Consider the following 15,780-nt stretch of genomic DNA (forward strand, 5'->3'; position numbering starts at 1 on the left):
ACGCGCCTGGCAGGTGCTCTGCGCCTCGAGCCTGAGCGTCGTCCTCGTCTTCATCTCCTCGAGCGCCCTGCTCGTCGCGCTCCCCGACGTCAGCCGCGACCTCGACGCCAGCGCGGTGCAGTCCAGCTGGGTGCTCCTGAGCTACATGCTCACCACGACCACCCTGATCCTGGTCTTCGGACGGATCGCCGACCTCGTCGGTCGGCGCCGCCTGTACATCGCCGGCATCCTCGTCTTCCTGCTCGCCTCGCTCGCGTGCGGGTTCGCCCCGGACGCCGCCGTCCTGCTCGGTGCCCGGCTCGTGCAGGGCGTGGGTGCGGCCGCCATCGTCACGAACACGACCGCACTGCTCACCGACGTCTTCCCGGAGTCGATCCTGTCGCTCGGCCTCGGCCTGAACGCCACCGTCGCCGCGGTGGGGCAGGTCATCGGCCCGGTCGTGGGCGGGCTGGTCGCCGAGTCCTTCGGGTGGCGCTGGATCTTCCTCGCCGGCGTGCCGATCTCGCTCGCCGGACTCGTCTGGTCGCTCCGGTTGATCCCGCACAGCACCCGCCCCCGTTCCGGCGAGCGCCTCGACGTGCCGGGGTCGATCCTGTCGGTCGCGGCCGTCGGCCTGCTCGTCGGTGCCGTCTCGATGGGTGGGTCGATCGGCTGGTCGGCCGTGCCCGTCGTGGCGATGGCCTCGGGCGCGGTCGTCCTCGGCGGCGTGTTCGTGTGGACCCAGCGCCGGGTCGCGCACCCCCTGGTCGACCCGGCGATCTTCCGCGACCGCGCCACCATCACCCTGTTCTCCGCAGCCGGGCTCTGCGCCCTGTCCAGCTACGCACTGGTGCTGCTGGCGTCCCTGTCGTTCCAGGCCGTCGACGGCAAGGACGCCGTCGAGGCCGCCCTCTGGGTGCTCCCGACCCCGATCGGCACGACCGTCGCCGCCGTGACCGCGGGGTTCCTCGCCCGTCGCGTGGCCGCCAGGACCCTGTCGACCATCGGCATGCTCCTCATCGCCCTCGGCGCCGCGGTGCTCGCGGTCTCCCTCGCCGACGGCAGCGCCTACGTCGTCACCGCCACGGGCCTCGGCGCGGTCGGGGTCGGGACGGGCGTGTTCATGACGCCGAGCACGTCCGCACTGATGACCCGGGTCCCGGAACACCGACGCGGCATCGCCAACGCCATCCGCTCCGCCCTGCAGAACGCCGGCTTCCTGTTCTCGACGGCCCTCGGACTCGCGATCGCGACGGGCGGCCTGTCCGCCTCCCAGGCGGCAGCCGCCTACGACGGCAGCCTGCTCGGCCTGCCGGCCGGCGACGTCCAGGTGTTCGTCGACGGCGTCCGCGCCGCAGCGCTCACCTTCGCCGGCTGCGCGGCCCTCGGTGCGCTCATCGTCGCGTTCGGTCCGTTCGGACCACCCGACCGGGAGGCACCACTCCGGCCCGACAGGTCGGGTCCGGTCCCCGAGCCGGGGGCGTCCACGTGACCGTCCCCACCCTGGCAACGACCACCCACGACGGAAGCAGGACCCCATGACCGACGACCACCAGGACTACGCGGCGTCCGGGTTCACCGGCGCGCTGCAGCCAGGACGACGCGCTGCGCTCGTCGTCGTCGACCCGGTCCGCGCCTACGTCGACCCCGACTGCGGGCTCTACGCCGGGGTCGAGGAACCCGTCGAGCGGATGCGGGAGCTCACGACCGCTGCCCGCGCCGCCGGGGTGCACGTGGCGATCACCACCATGGCGCTGTCCGCCGACGGGTCGAACGCCGGGGTGTTCTTCCGCAAGGTGCCGGCGCTCGCCGCGTACCTGCCGGGGGCGTCCACGGGGGCGTTCGTCGACGGGCTCGAGCCCCAGGACGGGGACACCCTGGTGCCCAAGCAGTACCCGAGTGCGTTCTTCGGCACCTCGCTGGCTGCCGACCTCGTCGCCCGCGGTGTGGACACCCTGTTCATCGCGGGGCTGTCGACGAGCGGGTGCATCCGCGCGACAGCCACGGACGCCATGCAGCACGGGTTCGTCCCGATCGTCGTGCGCGAGGCGGTGGGCGACCGGTTGCCGAGCGTGCACGAGGCGAACCTGTTCGACATCGCCGCCAAGATCGGCGAGGTCTGGAGCATGGACCGGGTCCTCGAGCACTGGGACGCGGTATGAGCCCCGCGACGAGCACCGCGACGGGCACCGAGGCGCCGGCCCGCGGTCGGCCCCGGAGCGCCGCCGTCGGCGAGGCCGTCTACACGGCGTGCGTGGAGATCCTGGCCGAGGGCGACCCGCGCGCGTTCACGATCCGGGCCGTCGCCGACGCGGCCGGGGTGGGGGCGGCGACGATCTACCGGCGGTGGTCGAGCAAGGAGGTGCTGCTCACCGAGACCGTCATCCGGTTGATGGAGGAGCACATCCCCACGATCCAGGACGCCCCGATCGCCGAGGGGGTCCTCGGGCTCACCCGAGGGTGGGTGCACGCCCTGGTCGCGACGCCGGTCGGCCGCGCACTCCCGCTCATCGTGGAGACCGCGTCGCACGAGCCGCGCGTCGCCGAAGCCGTCACCGAGTGGCACCTGGACCGGCGGCTGCGGGTGAACGCGATGCTGCAGCGGGCGATGGACGCCGGCGACCTGCGTCCGGACGTCGACCTCGGCATCGCCGTCGACCTGCTCGGCGGACCGACGTTCTACCGACGCGTGTTCGTCTCACTCGACATCCAGGCGCCCGACTACCCGGTGCGCCTGGCCCGGGAGTTCCTGCGCTGGGCCGGCTGGACCGGCGACGTCTCGACGGTGGGGGTGGCCTCGTGACGGGGATCGTGCCGGAGGAGTTCGCCCCGACCGCGGCCTGGACCGACATGGGCGTCGGGACGACCCCGTCGGCGCCGGGGCACTGGATCGGGTTCAACCGACGCTCCGACGCAGCGCGCCAGGTCTCCGATCTGATCCGGGCCGACATCGTCGCCGGCCGGTTCACCGGCCCGCTGCCGTACGAGTGGGAGTTGCTCGACCTGTACGGCACGACGCGGAACGTCCTGCGGGCTGCGCTGACCTTGCTCAAGGAACAGCGACTGCTCACCCGTGCACCGCGATCCGGCACGTTCGGTGTCCGGCCCGTCGCCTCGGTGAGCCTGGCCCGCACGTCCGACGAGGTCACGATCTACGGCGAGACGGCCGGCGGCAGCGTGTTCGAGTCACCCCGGCTCAGCATCGTGCACCTGTGCGTGCAGCAGGTGACCGCGCCGGAGACCGTCCGACGCAACCTGCAGATGACCGGCAGCAGCGCGTTCTTCGTCGAGAGCCTCATCTCGTTCGACGGCGAACCGAGCCGGGTCCGGACGAGCTGGGTCCCGCACGAGCGCTTCCCCGACCTGGTCGCCGAACCGCTCACCGAGTACGTGCCGGACGTGCTGGTCCGGAAGGCCGGTGCGCGTCCGGAGGCTCGACGCTTGCTGCTGAGCACCGTGAACGCCGACCAGTGGACGGCCGACCTGCTCGACATCGACCCCGGGCAGGCGATCTTCCACATCGAGCGGCTGATGTGCCTGGCGGACGGGACGCCCGTCGAGTACGGGTTCTCGCGGTACCGCGGCGACCGGGCGGTGATCGACTCGCGGATCATCTGACCCCGGCGCGGCTCCGCGTCCTACAGCAGGCCGAAGACCGCCTGCGCGCCGAGGCTCGTGCCCGCCACGAGCACCCAGAGCGCGATGCCGAGCAGCATCGGACGGAAGCCGGCACGTCGCAGCGCCGCGAAGTCCGTCGAGCACCCGATCGCCGCCAGGGCCACCGTGATGAGGAACGACGCCGCGGTCGAGAACCCCGGTGCAGCGTCAGCCGGCAGCACCCCGACGGTCCGGAGCAGCACCACCACGAGGAACCCGATCAGGAACCACGGGACCAACCGGAACAGGCGGAACCCGCTGCGCGACCCCGTGTCGGGCGCGAGCTGCTCGCGGGAGGCGCGTCGGGCCTCCAGTCCGGCCAGCCCGATGACGATCGGGATGATCATCAGGGTCCGCACCAGCTTCACGACGACCGCCGTGTCGGTCGCCTGGCGACCGTAGACCGTCGCGGTGGCGACGACGGACGACGTGTCGTTCACCGCAGTGCCCGCGAACACGCCGAAGGCGTGCTGGCTGAGGCCGAGGGCGTGGCCGAGCAGGGGGAAGGCGAACACCGCGGCGATGTTGCAGAGGAAGATCGTCGACATCGCGTAGGCGACGTCCGCGCTGACCGCACCGATGACGGGCGTGACGGCCGCGATCGCGGACGCCCCGCAGATGCCGGTCCCCACGCCGATCAGGGTGCGGAGGGCGCTCGACACCCGCAGCAGCCGGCCGATCCCCCAGGCGGCACCGAGGCACACCACGAGGGTCGTCAGCATGACCGGCAGGGTCTCGCCGCCGATGCGCAGGACCTCGCCGATCGACAGCTGCGCGCCGAGCAGCACCACCGCGAACTGCAGCACACGGCTCGACGAGAACTTCACGCCGGGAGCGAGCACGGCGAGGGTGCCGCCGGTGCGCCGACGGACGAGCCAACCGAGCACCGCGCCGATCAGGACGGCGGGGACGGGTCCGCCCACGACCGGGACGACCGATCCGATCAGGGTCGCGACGAGGCCGATCGCGACGGCGAGGGCGACACCGGGTGCGGCGGTGCGGGCGAACTGCATGGGAACAGCATCTCGTGCTCGCGGCCGTCGTGCGGTCCAGCCGGGCAGGATGGTGCGGTGGAGTACTCGGGCGAGCGGTGGGTGCAGCGGCTGCGCGACGGGGAGACCCCGAAGCGGTGGCCGTTCCTGGTCGGCCTCACGATCGTCACGGTGGCCGGCGGGATCGGGGTGTACTTCTCGGCGACCCACCTCGACGGCATCCTGCACTCGGACGCCCGACGCCCCTTCGCCGTCCCGCTGTTCTCGGTGCTGCTGCTCGGGTTCGGGCCCGTGGCCGCTGTGCTGTCCTGGTTGCGCGGGCGGCGCGACCGCGTGGTGCTGGACCGGATCCGCCGGAACGGGACCACGACGCGCTTCCACCTGCCCGTCCTCCGCACGGGCCCGTACGCCGCCGACGACTTCCCGGACCCGAGGCCGGAGCTGTGGACGGTCGACGCGGCGGGCCTCCACGCGTGGTCCCCCGAGCGCGACGATCCCGTGTTCGACCTGGTGTGGGACGACGTCAGGACGATCGAGCTGGCCTCGACGGACGTCCGCGGACAACGCACCGACACCGGGATCTGGATCGTCACCGAGGCGGTGGGCCGGTTCGTGCTGCTGCCGCGCGCAGTCATCGGGCGGCCGTTCGGCGCGAGCGTGACGAAGATCCACATCCTGATGCAGGTGCTCCGGTCGCTGCGGCGGGAGTTCGATCCGCGCCACGACACCGGGCGCTCCGGTCGAGCCCCGGCCGATCGATGACGACACCCGACGAGCAGTGGGTGCAGCGGCTGCGTGACGGCGAGATGCCGAAGCGGGGGCCGGTCCTGCTCGTGGCCGCGGTGACGACGGCCGCGGGGCTCGGCGTGCTCGTCGCCGAGTTCGCGTCGCCGGATTTCCTGCGCGGTCTCGACAGCGCCCGCACACAGGCCAACTTCGTCCTGTGGCCGCTGTTCGTCGCCGGGTTCGGCCTGCTGCTGGCGGTGGTGACCTGGAGCGCCGGTCGGACCGATCGCCGCACCCTGGCACGGATCCGGGAACGCCACACGCCCCGGTTCCACCTGCCGGTCTCCGCGTCGGGGTTTCGGGCAACCGACAACCTGCCGGGCCCCCGACCCGAGATCTGGACCGTCGACGCGTCCGGTCTGCACGCGTGGGCGCCGTCGCGGGCGGAGCCGGTGTTCGACCTGCCCTGGACCCACATCCGGAAGTTCTCCGTGGCCACGAAGGACGCACGCGGACAACGGGTCGACTTCGGCGTCTGGATCAGCACGACGGTCGGCGAGGACGTCGTGGTGGAGCCACGACCAGCGCTCGGACGCGGGTTCGAGGGCGGCCCGGACAAACTCGCGACGATCGTTCGGGTCCTCCGCTCACTGCAGCGCGAGCTCGGCGGTCGGGGTGCTGCCGCCGATCAGCCCTGAGCGGGCGGGACCTCGCCGGTCATGTCGACGCGCTCGGTGCCGTCGTTCCAGATGTACGTCGCGGTGGTGCGACCGGAGGCGTCAGCGTTCGCCTCGTTCTCCTTCGCGTACGTGTAGGTGACCTTGATCGAGGCGTCGGCCAATCGTTCGACGACCGGCTCGAACGCGTACTGCTCGGAGGTCGCGGTGCCGAGGTACCGGCCCTGGTGGAAGAGCAGGATCGCGTACGGCGAGCCAGCGGTGCCGAACTCGGGCGCGACGACGGACCAGGACAGTGAGGCGCAGGCGTCGTAGCCGGTGTAGTCGGCGTTCGCGGCGTCCCACTTGGTGTCCTCGAGGCCGGCGGGTGACGGCAGCGCAGCGATCCCGGCGGCTGCTGCCTCGGAGCCGGTCGCGGGACCACAGGTCGGGGTGGGGGTCGGCGTCGGTGTCGGCGTGCTCGTCGGCGTCGGGGTGGCTGCCGTGTCCGTCGGCGCCGCGGTCACGGTCTCGGTGACGGTCGGGGTCGCGTCGCCACCGTCCCCGCCACCGGAGCAGCCGGTCAGCAGGGCGGCCACGGCCGCGCCGGTCAGGAACAGAGCAGTCTTCGAGGTGCGCACCACTCCACGGTGCACCGGCGGCGGTGTCGGCGCTCGCATCGTTACCGGCCCGTAGTCTGCTGGCATGCGGGGAGAGGGCATCGGGGCGTCGGTGGGGACGGTCGACGTCATGGACGACGTGCTCCCCGGCCCGCACGGACCGGTCCCGATCCGGCGCTACCGCCCGCAGGAACCCGCAGCCGCTTCGACCCTGGTCTGGCTGCACGGGGGTGGGTTCTTCCGGGGCGACCTGGACCTGCCTGAGTCGGACGCTGTGGCCCGGGCACTCAGCGCCCGCTGCATCCCGGTGGTCACCGTCGACTACCGCCTCGGTCCGCTGCCCGGCATGCCCTGGATCGGGCGGACGGGTCCACGAGCACGCCGACGTGCACCGCACGCGCGGGACGAGGTCGTGGCGGTGCTCCACTCGCTCGCAGAGGAGTGTCCGGCCGGTCTGGTGCTGGGTGGCGCGAGCGCTGGAGCGTGCCTCGCCACCACCGCGATCCCGTCCGGACCCGCGCTGGCCGGCGCCGTGCTCGCGTACGGGTTCTTCCACGCGCGGATCCCCTGCGACCCAGCGGTGCAGCGTCTCGTGCGCGGGCACCGGCGGATCACGCACGCTCCACTGTTGCTCGACGCCGCGAACCGCACCTACGCCGGGCCGCTCGGCGCCGGAGCGTTCCCGGCACCGGAGGACCTCAGCACGTTCCCGCGCGCCCTGATGCTCGACGCCGAGCGGGACACGATGCGCGCATCCGGCGACCGGTTCGCACGGCAACTCGGTGCCGCGGGGGTCGATCTCGAACGTCACGTCCTGCCCGACAGCCGGCACGCCTTCCTCAACCGACCGGACAGCATCGACTTCGCGGCTGCCGTCGACCTGATCGCTTCGTGGATGGTCCGTCGGCCCGTCTGAACGTTCGAGCGTGTGCGACCGTCGGACATTCCGGTGACGCCACGACGAACCGGACGTATTCTGCTGTCGGAAGCAACGGCGGTTCCGAACACCCTTCGCCACGTTCACCGTCGTGGCGTCCCGCCTCTGTGACGAAGAGTCCTACTGTGACCGAACACCTCATCGAGTACGTCGCCCGTGACCGCACGGGCATCACCGCCGTCGTGACGACCACCAGCGTCATCGACGTCGACACCGTGATCCAGCACATCCGCTCCGGCCACACCGGCTACTACGTGGCTGCCGACTCCTGGAAGCGCACACCGGTCCGGAGCATGTCGTTCATCGGCGGCACCTACCTGTTCGCGAACTGGGACGGCTCGAAGCGGAACATGCTGCACGACCTGGCGTTCCGGTCGCCGACGCGCGCGGTCCCGACCGCGCCGCCGTCAGAGTCCCGCTTCGCGCGGTTCCTCGACGCCGTGTTCGGCCGCCGGCTCCCACAGCGCTGAGCTGCCAGTACCGCCGCTGCCCCTGCCCGTTCGCAGGCCCGTGAGAGCATGACGGGCATGCAGAAGGGGGAGCAGATGCTCGCGAAGGACGTGTCCGACAAGCGGTTCCGACCGACGAAGTGGCGGGAGGGCTACGACCAGGGCGAGGTCGATGCGTTCCTCGACCGGATCCAGACCACCCTCGCCGGGTACGAGCAGGGGCGGCCGGTGGATCCGCTCACACCGGAGCAGGTGTCCGCCGCCCGGTTCCAGCCCACGAAGTTCCGCGAGGGCTACGACCAGGACCAGGTCGACGACTTCCTCGACGAGGTCGTCATCGCCCTCCGCCAACACGCGGTGCGCTGAGACCGACACCGACGCAGAACGACATCCCCGTCGTCGTGCGACAACGGGGATGTCGTTCCGGGTCGATCCCGGCAGTCGATCCAGCCCTCAGACCTGCGCGCCCTCCAGCGTCGCCGCGAGCGGGTCGAAGTCCTCGGGCAGCGACGCGATCGGCGCGACGGTCGACTCGACCTCGATGAACGAGCGGGCGGCGATGGACTCCTCGACCGCGACCATGGTGTCGAGCACGTGGTACCCGACCTCACCGGTCGCGATGTGCGAGCCACCACCACGGATGGCCCGCGCCATGTCGAGCACGCCGAGCCCACGGCCGACGGTGGGCTCCTCGTCGAGCAGCACGTCCCACTCCTGCGAGAAGGGGAACGTCGCGTCCGCGGTCAGCGGTCGCGCGATCCGGATCGGGTGCCCGCCACCGAACGTGTTCGGGTCGGGCAGGACGATCGTGCCCTCGGTCCCGTTGACCTCGAACACGCCGTGCCGGAACAGCGGGGTGTCGAACGACAGCAGCGACTGCGCGTTGCCGCCCTGCTCGAACGAGGTCAGGACGGAGACGTGGGTCGGCACCTCGACGGGGAACGAGTCGCCCGCGTTCGGTCCGACGACCAGCTGCCGCGTCGACCGCGACTGAGACCCAGTCGCGACGACGGAGTCGATCGGTCCGAGCAGGTGCACGAGCGCCGTGAAGTAGTACGGGCCGATGTCGAACAGCGGGCCCGCGCCCTTGGCGTAGAGGAACGACGCGTTCGGGTGGAACACGTCCGGCCCCTGCCACTGCATGCTCGTGACCGCGGTGAGCGGGGTGCCGATCGCACCGGCCTCGATAGCGCGCTTGGCGGTCTGCCACCCCGGGCCGAGCACGGTGTCGGGCGCGATGCCGAGCTTCAGGCCGAGGGAGTCGGCGAGTTCGACGAGCGACGCGGCCGAGGCACGGTCCACGCCGATCGGCTTCTCGCTCCACACGTGCTTGCCGGCACGCAGTGCGTCCATCGAGACGGCGACGTGCGTGGCGGGGAGCGTCAGGTTGATGACGATCTCGACGTCGGGGTCTGCGAGCACGGATGCGCCGTCGCCCGAGGCCGCGACACCCCACTTCGAAGCCGACGCCGCGGCGCGCTCCGTGTCGATGTCACCGATCCGGACGACCTCGACGTCGGGGAACGTCGTGAGGTTCGCCAGGTACTGCTCGCTGATCATGCCGGCGCCGATGAAGCCGATGCCGACGCGTCCGGTGCGGGTCATGCGGACACCTCCGATGCGGACGACGAACCGGCCGGCGCGAGCTGCGCCGCGAGCCACTCGTACGACTGCTGCACACCGTCGAAGACGTCCCCGTCGAACCCGTCGAACTCGATCACGGCGTACTCGAGCGCCGTCGCCGCACGGAGGGCCTCGGCGAGCCGGACGTCGCCCTGGCCGGCCGGGGTCTGGTCGGTGGGGATCGTCGCGGTGGAGATGTCGTCGCGCATCGGACCGTCCTTGACGTGCACGGCGACGATGCGGTCACCGAGCTCCTCGATGAACGCGACGACGTCGATGCCCGCAGCCGATGCCCAGTACAGGTCGAGCTCGAGCACCACGGCCGGGTCGAGCAGCGACGCGAGCACCTGCAGCGCAGGCTGGCCGTCGATCTGCGGCCGGAGCTCGTGGTCGTGGTTGTGGTAGCCGACGCGCAGACCGTGCTCGGCGGCCTCGACGGCGGCGGCGTTCAGCCGTGCGGCGACGCGCTCGACGCCCTCGCGGGTCGTCCACGCGTCGGGCCCGACGAACGGGTCGATGACGATCTCGAGGCCGAGTTCCTTCGCCGCGGCGAAGGTGTGGGCGTGCGACGGAGCGGTCATCACGGTGCCGTCGGGCAGCGGGATGGTCTCCTCGACCAGGAACGCGTGGCCGGTCTTCGCGGTGATGCCGTGGGCGTCGAACGCGGACTTGAGCTGCGCTGCTCGGTCCACGAACGCGAACGCTTCGACGGTGTCGAAGCCGATCTCGGCCAGGCGGCGGACGCCGCCGTCGAGGTCGGGCTCCAGCGCGGCGTTCACCGTGTAGAGCTGCAGGGAGATGGCGGGAGCCATGTCGGGTCCTTTCCGGGGGTGGTACAGGTGACTGCCTGGAGGCGCGACTCGCGTTGCGGACGCGAGTCGCGCCTCCCGGCCGCTGGTTTGGTGCGTTGCCTACCGGACCGACTTGATCGGCAGGATCACGAGGGCGCCGAGGATGACGGCGACGCCGGCACCCCAGAGCATGAGCGTGTAGTTCTGACCACCGCCGATGCCGAGCAGGAACAGGCCGACGGCCGGAGCGAGCGACTGCGGCAGGGCGTTCGCGATGTTGATGACGCCGAGGTCCTTGCCGGGGCGTTCCGGGTCGGGCAGCACGTCGACGATCAGGGCGGTGTCGATGGCGGCGTAGATGCCGAAGGCGAAGCCGAGGACGATCTCGGCGAAGTAGAAGCCGCCGACGGTGTCGACGTGGGCCAGGATCACGAGGCCGACCGCGGTCAGTGCGGTGGAGCCCCAGACGAAGACCTTGCGGCGCTGGACGCGGTCCGACACCCAACCGGAGACGGCGGCGCTGACGAGCAGGGCGACCGTGTAGAGCAGGACGCCGAACGCGACGACCCCGACGGCCTCGGCCTGCGGCAGACCGATGCGGTCCTGCATGTAGAGCAGGCGGTACGTCGTGAACATGAACGTGCCGAAGGTGATGAGGAAGCGACCCCACCAGGCGAGTCCGAAGTCGCGGTGCTTGAACGGGTTCGTCCAGAACGAGCTGATCAGGTTGATCCAGCTGAAGGGCTTGACCGGCGTCGTCGGCAGGTCGTCGCGTGCCACGAAGCAGTAGACGAGGATCGCGATGATCGCCAGGACGCCGGGGGCGATGAAGAGGACCGGCAGGTTCCCGACCAGGTACACGGCCAGGTACAGGCCGGCGAGGATGGCGATGTTCTGCGCGAGGGCGATGACGCTCGAGGCCTTGCCGCGCTGGAACTCCGGCACGTTGTCCGCGAAGCTCGCGGTCAGCGTGGCGAGGACGGCGTTCGCCGTGACCTGCGCGAGGACCCAGGCCAGCGTGAGCTGCAGGACGTTCGGCGAGAACGCGAGCCAGGCGAGCGAACCGACGAAGACGATGACGCCGCCGAGCATCCACGGGCGTCGGCGTCCCCACCGGCTGCGGGTGCGGTCGGAGATCGCACCGAACAGCGGGTTGGCGAACAGCGCGCCGAGGGCACCGAACGGCAGGACGGAGCCGACCACGGTCTCGGGGCTCGTGGGGTTGAGCTCGGTCGCCTTGATCGACATGCTCACGAAGACCGGCGTGAGCAGGGCGACGAACAGGCCGAACTGGGCGAAGCTGAGGCCCCAGAGGTAGCCGCGGCCCACACGCATCGTGCTGACGGACTGCGTGATCCCCTCGACCGAGAACGCTCGGGGCGCCGCGGCGTCCGAGGCGGTGGCACCGGCGGCTGCGGTGACCGCTGGTGATGCGGTCCCGGCGATGCCGCGGGTGGGTTCTTCCTTCGACGTCGGTGTCGACATGACTCCTCCTCGAGTCATAGGGGGCTTCGGGGCCCTCGAATACCTAGTGCTGCTAGGTGATCGGGACTGTAGCACCGGAAACCTCCGACCGGAAGTTTTTGGCCCGATTGTTGCGCCGGTACATTGGCACTCGTGACCTCCAACGATGGAATCGGCACCAGGGGCCCCTACGCCAAGGGCGTGCAGCGTCGGCGGGAGATCCTCGACCAGACGCTCGACGTCGTCGCCTCGCGCGGGATCGACGGCACCTCGCTGCGCGCCATCGGCGATGCGATCGGGGTCTCGCACGCGGCACTGAAGCACTACTTCTCGTCCCGCGAAGCGCTGCTGGTCGAGGTCCTGCGGGAACGCGATGCCGCCTCGGACCGGGCACTCGGCGACACGGCCGGGGTCTTCACCCGGCTGGCCTTCGTCGCCGACCGGAACGTCAGCGAGCCGGCACTCGTGACGCTCTACACGACCCTCCTCGGGGCGTCGGTGGAGTCCGGCAACGAGACGGCGCGGGAGTTCTTCGCCGCACGGTTCGCCGAGGCACGGGGGAACCTGGTCGCCCAGCTGCACGACGAGCTCGCGGCGTCGGGGCGGCACTCGGACGCCGACCTCGAGCAGGTGGCGTCGCTCATCATCGCGGCGTTCGACGGGCTGCAGGTGCAGTGGCTGCTGGACCGGAACGTGGACATCGCGGGGACGCTGCGGTTGCTGGAGCGGGTGTTGTAGGGGGCTTTCGGGCGGTCGCGGGTCGACGTGGAACGACACCGGGTCGACTCGGAACGACACCGGGTCGACGTGGAACGACGTCCTCGTCGTCGTACGACAACGAGGACGTCGTTCCGAGTCGACGAACGACCCCTACTCCTCGCCGTCCTCTTCCGGGTTGAAGTGCGAGTCGTCCCCGACGTGCCCAGCGGCGAGGCCGTCCGGGTCGTTGGGGATGGTGTTGTCGTCGCCGAGCCCGCCCGGCTTCTCGGTGCCCTCGGAGTCGTTCACGGGGGCCTTGGCGTCGTCGTCGTGCGTGTTGCTGCTGTCGGTCATGGTCTGCTCCAGTGCAGTGGTCGAACCGAGGGCGACGCCCCCGGCAGGTGCTGACCTCGGACGCTACGTGCCGCTGCTCGGAATCCACCCACCAGCCGCGTGCCCCGATCGGTCGACAGCGGAGTCGCCGCTCGGTAGATTGTTCAACAACCCGCGACGACAGGGAGTCCCCGTGACGACGATCGACCTGAACAGCGACCTCGGCGAGGGGTTCGGCGCCTGGACGATGGGCGACGACGCCGCGATGCTCGACGTCGTGTCGAGCGCCAACATCGCCTGCGGATTCCACGCCGGTGACCCGACGATCATGCTCGCCACCGCCCGCGCTGCCGCCGAGCGCGGGGTCGCGATCGGTGCGCACGTCGCCTACCGCGACCTCGCCGGCTTCGGCCGCCGTCCGGTGCACGTCACCCCGGACGAACTCCACGCCGACGTCGTGCACCAGCTCGGCGCGATGGCCGCCACCGCGCGGGTCGCCGGCACCGCGGTCACCTACGTCAAGCCCCACGGCGCCCTGTACAACACCGCGTGCGCCGACCCGGTCCAGGCCGAGGCCGTGGTCCGGGCGATCGCCGACGTCGACAGCTCGCTCGCGGTGCTCGCGCTGCCGGGTTCCGAACTCCTGCTCGCTGCCGAACGCCACGGGCTGCGCGCGGTCGCGGAGTCCTTCGCCGACCGCGCCTACGACCCCGACGGCTCCCTGGTGTCCCGCAGCACGCCGGGTTCGGTGCTCCACGATCCGGACGAGGTCGCCGACCGCGTCCTCCGCATGGTCACCGACGGGGTCGCGACCGCCGTCGACGGCTCCGAGCTGCGGGTCAGCGCCGACTCCGTCTGCGTCCACGGCGACTCCCCCGGCGCCGTCGCGATGGCCCGCGCGATCCGAGCCCTGCTGACCGAGCACGGCGTCGCGATCGCGCCGTTCGCACCGTGACCGTCCTCGACCTCCGGCCCGCTGGGCGCACCGCCTTGCTCGCCACCTTCGACTCCCTGCAGCAGGTCGTCGCGTTCCGTGCCGGGCTGACCGCGGCTCGGCTGCCCGGCCTCGCCGAGGTCGTTTCCGGCGCGCGTACACTGCTGCTCCGTTACGACCCGGCGACGACCGACGCCGTGAGACTCCGCAGTGCACTCGAACGGGTCGTCCCGTCCGCCGACGCCGATGCGGCGAGCGCCGCGGACCCCCTCGTCATCCCGGTGGTCTACGACGGCGAGGACCTCGACCAGGTCGTCGCCCTGACCGGCATGCGCCGCGACCGCGTGATCGCGTGGCACACCGGCCAGCTCTGGACGAGCGCGTTCTGCGGCTTCGCCCCGGGCTTCAGCTATCTCACCGGCACCGAGCCGTCACTCGACCTGCCTCGCCGGAGCACGTCGCGCACCGTCGTGCCGAGCGGTGCCGTCGCACTGGCGGGCGAGTTCAGTGCCGTCTACCCGCGCGCCTCCCCCGGCGGCTGGCAGCTCATCGGCCGCACCGACGTGCCGATGTGGTCGCTCAACCGGGAACCGCCGGCGCTGGCACCCGCCGGCACACAGGTCCGGTTCGTCGACGCGGATGCGGCATGAGCGCGCTGACCGTCCTGCAGGTCGGCTACGGCGCGGCAACGCAGGACCTGGGGCGGCCGGGCTTCAGTGACATGGGCCTCGGCGCGGCGGGCGCCGCCGACCGTGGTTCCGCAGCACTGGCCAACCGGCTGGTCGGCAACCGTCCCGATGCGGCCGTCCTGGAGGCCCTGCTCGGCTCCGTCACGCTGCGGACCGACGCGTACGTGGCCGTCGCCACCGCCGGGGCCGCCTGCCCGGTCGAGATCGAGCGGGCGGACGGCCGGGTCCGCGGTGCGGCCTCGCACGAGGTCCTGATGCTCACCCCGGGTGACACGCTCCGGGTCGGTGCGGCCACCGCCGGGCTGCGCTCCTACATCGCGGTCCTCGGCGGGTTCGCGGTCGAGCCCGTGCTCGGCAGTCGCTCGTGGGATTCGCTCGCACGCCTCGGGCCTCCGCCGTCGTCGCCGGGTGACGTCCTGCCGATCGGCGACGCGCGCGCTTCGTGGCCGATCGTCGACGCCGTGCCGCAACCCGACGAGCACTGGCCGGACCACCCGGTCGTCCTCGACGTCACCGCCGGCCCCCGCGACGACTGGTTCACGCCGGACTGGCGCGACTCCCTGACCCGTCAGGACTTCACCGTCGGGTCGGACAGCGACCGCGTGGGGGTCCGCACCACGGCTCCGCAGCCACTCGTCCGCGCCGTGACGCACGAGCTGCCGAGCGAAGGGGTGGAGACCGGTTCGCTGCAGGTCCCGCCGGAGGGCTTCCCGGTGCTGTTCCTCGCCGACCACCCGGTCACCGGCGGCTACCCCGTCGTGGCGGTCCTCACGCCGGAGTCGGTCGACCGTGCCGCGCAGCTCCGCCCGGGCGACGCCATCCGCTTCCGGTTCGTCCACTGACGACCGGCTCGCTGACCGATCCGGAACAGGTCGGCGCCGCTGCGGGTTGAGTCGGACACTGCTGACGAAAGGTGCACCACATGTCGATCACCGTCCTGCTCGAGGTCCAGTTCCGGAGCGACGTCCCTGCCGACACCGTCGAGGCGGCGATCCGCGAGACGCTCGCGCAGACCCGGGCCTTCGACGGCTGCGAGTCCCTCGAGGTGCTGGTCGACGACGCCGACCAGACGCGCATGGTCGTCGTCGAGTCCTGGACGAGCGGGGCCGCCCACGACGCCTACGAGGCATGGCGGGCGACCCCGGACGGTGCCGCAGCGATCGGGCCGATCGTCGCCGCTCCGCCCGTCGCGCGGACGTTCGCCCGGACGATCGCGACCAGCTGACCTGCT

19 protein-coding genes and 2 pseudogenes are annotated in these 15,780 nt (G+C 71.6%); 15 read left to right on the forward strand and 6 right to left on the reverse strand.

Features of this window, described 5'->3' with window-relative positions:
* Positions 1–13 precede the first annotated feature (13 nt).
* The 4 genes from EDF47_RS05110 to EDF47_RS05125 are packed head-to-tail and all read left to right on the forward strand — an operon-like array spanning position 14 to position 3,597.
* A complete protein-coding gene (locus tag EDF47_RS05110) occupies positions 14–1,471 on the forward strand; it encodes an MFS transporter (RefSeq protein WP_165932389.1) in 1,458 nt (485 codons plus the stop codon).
* Between the two features lie 46 nt (positions 1,472–1,517).
* Positions 1,518–2,141 (forward strand): isochorismatase family protein, encoded by a 624-nt coding sequence (locus tag EDF47_RS05115; protein WP_133937746.1) that lies wholly within the window; start codon positions 1,518–1,520, stop codon positions 2,139–2,141.
* Positions 2,138–2,782 carry a TetR-like C-terminal domain-containing protein gene (locus EDF47_RS05120; protein WP_133937748.1) on the forward strand — a complete coding sequence of 215 codons (645 nt, stop codon included), beginning with the start codon at positions 2,138–2,140 and terminating at the stop codon, positions 2,780–2,782. Before EDF47_RS05115 ends, EDF47_RS05120 begins: the two co-directional genes overlap by 4 nt.
* Complete coding sequence (locus tag EDF47_RS05125) at positions 2,779–3,597, forward strand: GntR family transcriptional regulator (protein WP_131846589.1); 819 nt, start codon at positions 2,779–2,781, stop codon at positions 3,595–3,597. The genes EDF47_RS05120 and EDF47_RS05125 overlap by 4 nt, the downstream gene beginning before the upstream one ends.
* 20 nt (positions 3,598–3,617) lie before the next feature.
* Here EDF47_RS05125 and EDF47_RS05130 read toward each other — a convergent pair whose 3' ends face one another.
* Positions 3,618–4,649, reverse strand: a complete 1,032-nt coding sequence (locus EDF47_RS05130) for a putative sulfate exporter family transporter (RefSeq protein ID WP_133937750.1) — start codon at positions 4,647–4,649, stop codon at positions 3,618–3,620.
* Between the two features lie 57 nt (positions 4,650–4,706).
* On the opposite strand from EDF47_RS05130, the gene EDF47_RS05135 reads away from it, so the two are divergent.
* Positions 4,707–5,390: a hypothetical protein gene (locus tag EDF47_RS05135; RefSeq protein WP_133937752.1), complete on the forward strand. Its 684-nt coding sequence runs from the start codon at positions 4,707–4,709 to the stop codon at positions 5,388–5,390.
* Entirely contained in the window at positions 5,387–6,052 is a 666-nt protein-coding gene (locus EDF47_RS05140) for a hypothetical protein (RefSeq protein WP_133937754.1), read from the forward strand. Before EDF47_RS05135 ends, EDF47_RS05140 begins: the two co-directional genes overlap by 4 nt.
* Here the strand turns inward: EDF47_RS05140 and EDF47_RS05145 are convergent.
* Positions 6,043–6,651 carry an LppP/LprE family lipoprotein gene (locus EDF47_RS05145; protein ID WP_166673186.1) on the reverse strand — a complete coding sequence of 203 codons (609 nt, stop codon included), beginning with the start codon at positions 6,649–6,651 and terminating at the stop codon, positions 6,043–6,045. The genes EDF47_RS05140 and EDF47_RS05145 overlap by 10 nt on opposite strands.
* Before the next feature lie 64 nt (positions 6,652–6,715).
* On the opposite strand from EDF47_RS05145, the gene EDF47_RS05150 reads away from it, so the two are divergent.
* The 4 genes and pseudogenes from EDF47_RS05150 to EDF47_RS20040 all read left to right on the forward strand — a co-directional run.
* Complete coding sequence (locus tag EDF47_RS05150; protein ID WP_133937758.1) at positions 6,716–7,546, forward strand: alpha/beta hydrolase fold domain-containing protein; 831 nt, start codon at positions 6,716–6,718, stop codon at positions 7,544–7,546.
* A 146-nt stretch (positions 7,547–7,692) separates the two neighbouring features.
* Positions 7,693–8,037: a hypothetical protein gene (locus EDF47_RS05155; RefSeq protein ID WP_123939340.1), complete on the forward strand. Its 345-nt coding sequence runs from the start codon at positions 7,693–7,695 to the stop codon at positions 8,035–8,037.
* 75 nt (positions 8,038–8,112) lie between these two features.
* Positions 8,113–8,208: pseudogene (locus EDF47_RS20035) on the forward strand (DivIVA domain-containing protein); the annotation flags it as partial.
* Positions 8,209–8,244: 36 nt separating this feature from the next.
* Positions 8,245–8,367: pseudogene (locus EDF47_RS20040) on the forward strand (DivIVA domain-containing protein); the annotation flags it as partial.
* Positions 8,368–8,469: 102 nt separating this feature from the next.
* Here the strand turns inward: EDF47_RS20040 and EDF47_RS05165 are convergent.
* From EDF47_RS05165 to EDF47_RS05175, 3 genes are all read right to left on the reverse strand, one after another.
* Positions 8,470–9,621, reverse strand: a complete 1,152-nt coding sequence (locus EDF47_RS05165; RefSeq protein ID WP_123939342.1) for a Gfo/Idh/MocA family oxidoreductase — start codon at positions 9,619–9,621, stop codon at positions 8,470–8,472.
* Positions 9,618–10,451: a sugar phosphate isomerase/epimerase gene (locus EDF47_RS05170; protein ID WP_133937760.1), complete on the reverse strand. Its 834-nt coding sequence runs from the start codon at positions 10,449–10,451 to the stop codon at positions 9,618–9,620. Before EDF47_RS05170 ends, EDF47_RS05165 begins: the two co-directional genes overlap by 4 nt.
* A gap of 99 nt (positions 10,452–10,550) precedes the next feature.
* Positions 10,551–11,915, reverse strand: a complete 1,365-nt coding sequence (locus EDF47_RS05175) for an MFS transporter (RefSeq protein ID WP_123939344.1) — start codon at positions 11,913–11,915, stop codon at positions 10,551–10,553.
* 132 nt (positions 11,916–12,047) lie between these two features.
* Here EDF47_RS05175 and EDF47_RS05180 point away from each other — a divergent pair, with 132 nt between their 5' ends.
* Complete coding sequence (locus EDF47_RS05180) at positions 12,048–12,632, forward strand: TetR/AcrR family transcriptional regulator (protein WP_133937762.1); 585 nt, start codon at positions 12,048–12,050, stop codon at positions 12,630–12,632.
* Between the two features lie 132 nt (positions 12,633–12,764).
* On the opposite strand, the gene EDF47_RS05185 is transcribed toward EDF47_RS05180, so the two are convergent.
* Entirely contained in the window at positions 12,765–12,947 is a 183-nt protein-coding gene (locus EDF47_RS05185) for a hypothetical protein (RefSeq protein WP_123939346.1), read from the reverse strand.
* Between the two features lie 172 nt (positions 12,948–13,119).
* On the opposite strand from EDF47_RS05185, the gene EDF47_RS05190 reads away from it, so the two are divergent.
* The 4 genes from EDF47_RS05190 to EDF47_RS05205 all read left to right on the forward strand — a co-directional run bounded on the left by EDF47_RS05190 (position 13,120) and on the right by EDF47_RS05205 (position 15,774).
* A complete protein-coding gene (locus EDF47_RS05190) occupies positions 13,120–13,881 on the forward strand; it encodes a 5-oxoprolinase subunit PxpA (RefSeq protein ID WP_133937764.1) in 762 nt (253 codons plus the stop codon).
* Positions 13,878–14,510 carry an allophanate hydrolase subunit 1 gene (locus tag EDF47_RS05195; RefSeq protein WP_133937766.1) on the forward strand — a complete coding sequence of 211 codons (633 nt, stop codon included), beginning with the start codon at positions 13,878–13,880 and terminating at the stop codon, positions 14,508–14,510. Before EDF47_RS05190 ends, EDF47_RS05195 begins: the two co-directional genes overlap by 4 nt.
* Positions 14,507–15,391: a biotin-dependent carboxyltransferase family protein gene (locus EDF47_RS05200; RefSeq protein ID WP_133937768.1), complete on the forward strand. Its 885-nt coding sequence runs from the start codon at positions 14,507–14,509 to the stop codon at positions 15,389–15,391. Before EDF47_RS05195 ends, EDF47_RS05200 begins: the two co-directional genes overlap by 4 nt.
* A gap of 80 nt (positions 15,392–15,471) precedes the next feature.
* Positions 15,472–15,774 (forward strand): antibiotic biosynthesis monooxygenase family protein, encoded by a 303-nt coding sequence (locus tag EDF47_RS05205; protein WP_133937770.1) that lies wholly within the window; start codon positions 15,472–15,474, stop codon positions 15,772–15,774.
* Positions 15,775–15,780: the final 6 nt, after the last annotated feature.

This window comes from Curtobacterium sp. PhB190, from assembly GCF_004365385.1.
Lineage (GTDB): Bacteria > Actinomycetota > Actinomycetes > Actinomycetales > Microbacteriaceae > Curtobacterium.